5 protein-coding genes are annotated in these 6759 nt (G+C 68.3%); 2 read left to right on the forward strand and 3 right to left on the reverse strand.

The window, feature by feature from the left end:
- Window positions 1–6 precede the first annotated feature (6 nt).
- Entirely contained in the window at window positions 7–1083 is a 1077-nt protein-coding gene (gene dapE / locus A8G18_RS14580) for a succinyl-diaminopimelate desuccinylase (protein ID WP_064064433.1), read from the reverse strand.
- Between the two features lie 98 nt (window positions 1084–1181).
- On the opposite strand from dapE, the gene dapD reads away from it, so the two are divergent.
- Together dapD and A8G18_RS14590 are read left to right on the forward strand one after the other, a co-directional pair.
- On the forward strand, window positions 1182–2135 hold the full coding sequence (dapD, locus tag A8G18_RS14585; protein ID WP_016932057.1) for a 2,3,4,5-tetrahydropyridine-2,6-dicarboxylate N-succinyltransferase: 954 nt from the start codon (window positions 1182–1184) through the stop codon (window positions 2133–2135).
- Window positions 2136–2265: 130 nt separating this feature from the next.
- Window positions 2266–3618, forward strand: coding sequence for an amino acid permease (locus tag A8G18_RS14590; RefSeq protein ID WP_425337703.1), 1353 nt, complete (start codon window positions 2266–2268; stop codon window positions 3616–3618).
- On the opposite strand, the gene A8G18_RS14595 is transcribed toward A8G18_RS14590, so the two are convergent.
- Together A8G18_RS14595 and A8G18_RS14600 are read right to left on the reverse strand one after the other, a co-directional pair.
- Complete coding sequence (locus A8G18_RS14595) at window positions 3572–5200, reverse strand: substrate-binding and VWA domain-containing protein (protein ID WP_064064435.1); 1629 nt, start codon at window positions 5198–5200, stop codon at window positions 3572–3574. The two genes, A8G18_RS14590 and A8G18_RS14595, sit on opposite strands and share 47 nt — an antisense overlap.
- A gap of 100 nt (window positions 5201–5300) precedes the next feature.
- Window positions 5301–6554, reverse strand: a complete 1254-nt coding sequence (locus A8G18_RS14600; RefSeq protein WP_064064436.1) for a PucR family transcriptional regulator — start codon at window positions 6552–6554, stop codon at window positions 5301–5303.
- Window positions 6555–6759 lie beyond the last annotated feature (205 nt).

Here is a 6759-nt window from a genome sequence, read left to right on the forward strand (position 1 = left end):
GTCACGCTATCGCGTGAGATAGGAGCGCAGAACGGAGGTCACCTCGGTGATCCGTCCGATCTCGACGTGCTCGTCGCGCTTGTGTGCCAGGTTGGGATCGCCCGGGCCGTAGTTGACGGCCGGAATGCCCAGCGCCGCGAACCGCGAGACGTCGGTCCAGCCGTACTTGGCCCGGAACTTCCCACCCGCCGCCTCGACGAGCGCGGCCGCCGCCGGATTCGACAGTCCGGGCAACGCGCCCGGCGACATGTCGGTGAGTTCCATCGAGATCGCGAGGCCGTCGAACACCTCGCGGACGTGCGCGAGAGCGTCGTCGGGGCTGCGATCCGGGGCGAACCGGAAGTTCACGTCGAGCGCGGCCGCGTCGGGCACCACGTTCCCCGCGACACCGCCCTCGATGCGCACGGCCGACAGTCCTTCCCGGTACACACAGCCGTCGATGTCGACCGACCGCGCCTCGTACCGGGACAGACGGTCGAGCACGGGAGCGAGCTTGTGGATCGCGTTGTCGCCGAGCCAGGAGCGCGCCGAATGCGCCCGCACGCCGTCGGTGGTGATCCGCACCCGCAGCGTGCCCTGGCAACCGGCCTCGATCTCACCGGAAGTGGGCTCGCCCAGGATCGCGACGTCCGCGTCGAGCCAGTCGCGCAGTTCGGTCTCGATCCGCCCGAGCCCGTTGAACGACGCCGCGATCTCCTCGCAGTCGTACATCACGATCGTCAGGTCGTGGGCGGGATCGGTGACGGTCGCGGCGAGGTGCAGGAAGACGGCGTCGCCGGCCTTCATGTCGGAGGTGCCGCATCCCCACAGCAGGTCGCCGTCGCGTCGCGACGGCACGTTGTCGGCGATCGGGACGGTGTCGAGGTGCCCGGCGAGCATCACGCGGCTGCCGAGTCCCCGGTTCGTCCGCGCCAGGACACAGTTGCCGTTGCGCACGATCTCGAAGCCGTCGGTCTGCTCCCGCAGGGCCGCCTCCACGGCGTCGGCGATGAGCGTCTCGTCCCGGGACACACTCGGGATGTCGACGAGCGCGGCGGTCAGTTCGACGGGGTCGGCGTGCAGGTCCAACTGCGGTACGGGCATACCTGCACGATACGAAACGCGTATGCCCCTCAGACCCCGCACACGATTTTCTCAGGGGGGACACAGGCCCAGGACCGGCTCGCGTACGCTTCTCACCCGTGAGTGCACACGGAGCATCAGCAGTAGGCATCGCGAACATCACGGAGGACGGGACCGTCCTCGACACGTGGTACCCGGCACCCGCCCTCGGCGAGCCGAGCGAAACCGGAACGACACGCCTCGAGGGCACAGACATCCCGTCCGACCTGGCCCTCCTCGCCGGTCACGACGAGGCGCGCGAGGTCCAGCAGGTCGTGGTGCGCACCGACATCGCCGACCTGTCGAAGCCTCCCGTCGACACCCACGACGCCTACCTGCGCCTGCACCTGCTGTCGCACCGCCTCGTCCGCCCGCACGGTCTCGCTCTCGACGGCATCTTCGGTCTGCTCGCGAATGTCGTGTGGACCAACTACGGCCCGTGCGCGCTCGACAACTTCGAGACCGTGCGTTCGCGCCTCCGCATCCGCGGACCGGTCACCGTCTTCGGCGTGGACAAGTTCCCCCGCCTGGTCGACTACGTCGTTCCCTCCGGCGTCCGCATCGCCGACGCCGACCGGGTCCGCCTCGGCGCGCATCTCGCCTCCGGCACCACCGTCATGCACGAGGGCTTCGTCAACTTCAACGCCGGCACGCTCGGCAGCTCCATGGTCGAGGGCCGTATCTCCGCGGGGGTCGTCGTCGACGACGGCTCCGACATCGGTGGTGGCGCCTCGATCATGGGCACCCTGTCCGGTGGCGGCAAGGAGGTCATCTCCGTCGGCAAGCGCTGCCTGCTCGGCGCGAACGCGGGTGTGGGCATCTCGCTCGGCGACGACTGCATCGTCGAGGCCGGCCTGTACGTCACCGCCGGCACCAAGGTCACCGGCCCGGACGGCACGGTGGTCAAGGCCGCGACCCTCAGCGGCGCGTCCAACCTGCTGCTGCGGCGCAACTCGGTGAGCGGCGCGGTCGAGGTCGTGCCGAACAAGGGCAGCGGCGTCGAACTGAATGCGGCTCTGCACGCCAACGACTAGCTCTGCGCGCCAACGACCAGCTCTCTGCACGCGACAACAGATTCGGAACCGAGAAACCGTGAGTGAAACCCAGCGGCCCGCTTCCGAGGTCGAACATCTCGGGAGCGGCCTGAAGGTCCGTCATCTGACCATGATGGGACTCGGGTCCGCCATCGGTGCGGGCCTGTTCCTCGGTTCCGGTGTGGGTATCGCTGCCGCCGGTCCGGCGATCATCGTGTCGTACCTGCTCGCCGGCGTGATGATCATCTTCGTGATGCGCATGCTCGGCGAGATGGGTGCCGCACTGCCGGTGAGCGGATCGTTCTCGCACTACGCGCGGATCGGCATCGGCCGGTGGGCCGGATTCAGCATGGGCTGGCTCTACTGGTTCATGCTGATCATGGTGCTGGGTGTCGAGATCACCGGCGCCTCGGCGATCGTCCAATCATGGCTACCGGGCGTACCCCAATGGGTGGTCGCGCTGGGGTTCGTCACCTTCTTCGCGGTCGTGAACCTGGCGCAGGTCGCCAACTTCGGTGAGTTCGAGTTCTGGTTCGCGGCGCTGAAGGTCGCGGTCATCGTCGGCTTCCTGATCATCGGCATCCTGCTCGTCTTCGGCCTGCTCCCGGGAACCGAACCCGTGGGCACCACCCACCTGCTCGGCGACGGCGACGGCTTCGCACCCAACGGCATCGCCGGTGTCGCTGCCGGCCTGCTCGCGGTGGCCTTCGCCTTCGGCGGCATCGAGATCGTCACGATCGCCGCGGCCGAATCGAAGGACCCCGAACGGTCCATCGCCACCGCCGTGCGCAGCGTGGTCTGGCGGATCTCGGTCTTCTACCTCGGCTCGATCTCGATCATGGTGCTCGTGCTGCCGTGGACCGCGGCGAGCGGCGAGACGTCCCCGTTCGTGTCGGTGCTCGACATCGCCGGTATCCCCTACGTGTCCGGGTTCATGGAACTCGTCGTGGTGATCGCGTTGCTGTCGGCGTTCAACGCCAACGTCTACGGCACCTCGCGGATGGCGTACTCGCTGGCGCGCGGAGGCGACGGCCCGGCATGGCTGAGCAAGCTCACCCACCACGGGGTGCCCCGCAACGCCGTGCTGGTCTCGGTCTTCTTCGGATTCGTCAGCGTGTGGCTCAACTGGCTGCTGCCCGACACGATCCTCGGGATCCTCCTCAACGCGGTCGGATCGGCGCTGATCGCAATCTGGCTGTTCATCGTCGTCTCGCATCTGCGCTTGCGTCGCAGGTTCGAACAGGAGGGCACCCTGCGCCTGCGTATGTGGCTGTTCCCCTATCTCAGCTGGTTCACCCTGGCGATGCTCATCGGTTTCATCGCGCTGATGTTGTCCGACAGTGCAGCGAGGGTTCAGCTCGCATCGACCTTCGTGCTGTTCCTGATCATCACTGTGCTCGGACTGATCTGGCACCGCACCCATGACCGGGCGACCCTCAGCCACCCGTCCGATCGGCCAGCGCCGCGACCACGAGATCGGTGATGTCGAGCGGATCGCTCGTCCGGTAACTCGTTCCTCCGGTCGCCTCCGCGATCTGTTCGAGCGGCACGGAATCGACGTCCTCGCCGAGTCCGATCGTCACGACCCGGACCGGCGGCTCGTTCTCACCGGCGAGGGTGGCGAGCAGTTCGCCCTTCGAGATCCGCGACCCCTCGTCGGCCCCGTCGGTCACCACGACGACACTGTTGGCTGCTCGCAGGTCGTAACTGTCCTGCACGTACCGGAAGGCCGCGAGGATCGTGTCGTAGAGCGCTGTGCTCTCGTCGGCCGTTCCGGCCATCTGTGCCACGAGTGCGGTGAGTCGATCGCGGTGTGTCCGGCCCTCGACGACCGAATCGAAGCGTCGTATCGGTGCCGCCTCGACGTAGTCGGCGCCACCTGCTCCCCCGCCGAACAACCACAGGCCGGCCGAGACACTCCCCGGGAGGACGTCGTTGGCAGCCAGCGCGGCGCGCCGTACCAGTTCGATCCGGCTCTCGTCGCCGAGATTCCGGTTCATCGATGCGGACACGTCCACCGCGAAGACGGTGCGTACGGGAAGCGCCTGCAGGGCCCACACGTTCATCGCCTCTTCCGCGACGCTCTCGTCCTGGAGCTCCAGCACGGGAACGGGTCCCACACCACGGTCGCCGGGGAGCACCCGACCGTTCCCGTCCCGGAACCCGTACCGAGCCAACCTGTCGAGCCCTTCGGGTGTGTGCAACGCGTCGATCAGCAGGGTCGCGGCGTAGGCCACCCTGTCGTATCGCTCACCGCGCGCCGTCACGACCAATGGATAGTCGACGAGTGGGGTGCCCGTTCCGGGTACCGCGGTACCGAGATCCCGCTCGTGGACACGGCGATAGGTGTCCACCTGCTGTTCGGTGCTCACGACCTTCCCACCGTCCGAGACGACGTTTTCGAGCAGTTCCGAACCGGCGGGCGCCTCCTCGTCGCGGGCCAGCTCACGTTCGGCCAGCGGTGCCATGACCGGACGGACCGTTCCGATCGCGACGGGATCACCGGCGGCTTCGGCCAGCACGGCGCGGATGGCCCCCGCGGCGGGACCGGACCGCAGCGGATTGCCGAAGACGAGATCGGGTGAGGACAGAGCGCTCTGCCAGTCGGGCACCGGTTCGACGCCGCCCGGTTCACCTGCGAGCACGAGCGGCGTCGTGGCGAGGGGTGTCGACACCGTGCGCACCGGCCCCGAGGCGTTCGTTCCCGCCCACGACGCCCACCAGCCACCCGCCGGAATCCACAGGTCCGGGGCATCGTCCGCCGCGATCCGCGCCGATACCTCGCCCGGCTCCTGTTCCACGACCTCGAACTCGGCACACGCCGGGGGCGCGATCTCCCCGATCACCGGGGCGAGATCGGAGGACACCGCCACCGTGTACCGCTCGACCACGTCGCAGTCGCGTCCTTCCTCCACGACGAGGAAGGCGATCGAGCCTGCTGCGAGGACGAGGATCGCGGGGACGACGAGCCGGCGCATCCGGCGCCTGCCCGGCCGTGCACCTTCGCGCTTCCCGCCACGACGGACCGGCGGATCCGGATCGGACGGTTCGGACTCCCTCGCCATGCGCCGGCCCCCTCGCGCTCACTCCGGGTGACGCCCCCTCGGTCGCCCGAGACCGATGATATCGACCGAGACGCCGCGGGAAGCCGAATCCGGCGCGATGTCAGCCCTGTTCGGAGCTCTCCTGTTCGAGTCGCCGAGCGGTCAGTGCCGCCTGCAGTTGCCGCAGCCCCGAGGGCCGGGTGGGATCGAAACCGGTGAGCTGCGCGACCCGCTTGAGCCGGTAGTCGACCGTGTTCGCATGGACGTGCAGGGTCTTGGCCGTGAGCTGCCGGCTGAGGTCGTGTGCGATGTGTGTTTCCAGCGTCTCGACGAGTTCGGGTGATTCGTCGAGCGGATCGAGCACGCGCGCGAGATGCCGGCGCGCCGGTCCGGGGCGGGTGAGCTGGTATTCGAGGGCGAGATCCTGCATGCCGTAGGCACCGACGGGGCGCCCGAGCCGTCGCGCGAGATCGAGCAGCTCGTGGGCCTGCTTCGCCGCGATGGGTACTTCCCGGACGGGCGCGTGGACGAGAGCGATCGTGACGGACACACCCGCGACGGTCTCGATGCGTTGCCGGAACTCCTCGATCGCCTCGGTCGAGGGCGACTCGGGCAACAGGACGGTGCCGCCCTCGGGGCCGAGCATCGCGAGGTGGCGGCCCTCGCAGATCGCTTCGAGTTCGGTCTCGACCCGGCGCAGGGTCCGACGCGCGACGACCTCGGGCCGCACATGCGGATTGCGCTCGTCGGGATGACGGGTGAGCGAGACCGCCAGCACGGTGTAGGTGTCGGCGAGCACGAGACCCGAGCGTTGCGCGACCGTCGCGGCGTCCTGCCCGCTGAGCAGGGCAGTGACCAGCTCTTGCGCGGCGACGTCGCGTTCGCGCCGGATCGCGTCGAGTTCGGCGACGAAACCGGTGGTGGCGGCGACGGTGACCTTCTCGAGCAGGGCCATCCACAGGCGGGACGCATCGGCAACGGAGGAGACATCGCCCTCCCGAGCCCGATCGGTGACCAGTTCCCAGCCGAGCCTGATGCCTTCGTGATAGATCCGGAGCATGTATTCGAGCCGGAATCCTGCGCGGGCCCATTGGGCGGCGCTGCTGCGCAGGTCGGCGAGTTCGGCGTCGGACGGCAGTTCTCCCGAATCGAGGAGATGGATCGCGATGCGCAGGCAGCGCACGGTGACCTCGGTGACGTCGCCGCGCAGCGATTCCCCCGGCCGGAGCGAACACGGAGCCACGTTGTCGGCGAAATGCGCCACGAGTTTGCGAGCCACCGCCGGCAGATCGCGCAGCGGAACGGACGCGGGTTTGCCGTCCACCAGGAACAGCGGGGCGTGATCACCGTCCCCCCGACGATCGCGCCCGGGCACCCGGACCTGATCCGTTACAGACATCCCTCGAACCCCCATCGAAGTGAGTAGATCTACATACGGTGCAGTAGAGAATCCGCCTCGGAGTGTGACACATGCAACCCCTGTGGCCGATTTTCCACGCCATCCCGGTTACAGGAACCTACCTGCCGACGATCACCCGCCGGATTTCTCAGCCCAGTTTCTTCTTCTGCACCTTGCCCAT

This window comes from Rhodococcus gordoniae (assembly GCF_001646655.1).
Taxonomy (GTDB): domain Bacteria; phylum Actinomycetota; class Actinomycetes; order Mycobacteriales; family Mycobacteriaceae; genus Rhodococcus; species Rhodococcus gordoniae.

Bases quoted from the DNA above. Each gene is read 5' to 3' on its own strand.
- dapE (WP_064064433.1), bottom strand. From the start codon at position 1,083: ATGCCCGTACCGCAGTTGGACCTGCACGCCGACCCCGTCGAACTGACC.
- A8G18_RS14590 (WP_425337703.1), top strand. From the start codon at position 2,266: ATGATGGGACTCGGGTCCGCCATCGGTGCGGGCCTGTTCCTCGGTTCC.
- A8G18_RS14595 (WP_064064435.1), bottom strand. From the start codon at position 5,200: ATGGCGAGGGAGTCCGAACCGTCCGATCCGGATCCGCCGGTCCGTCGT.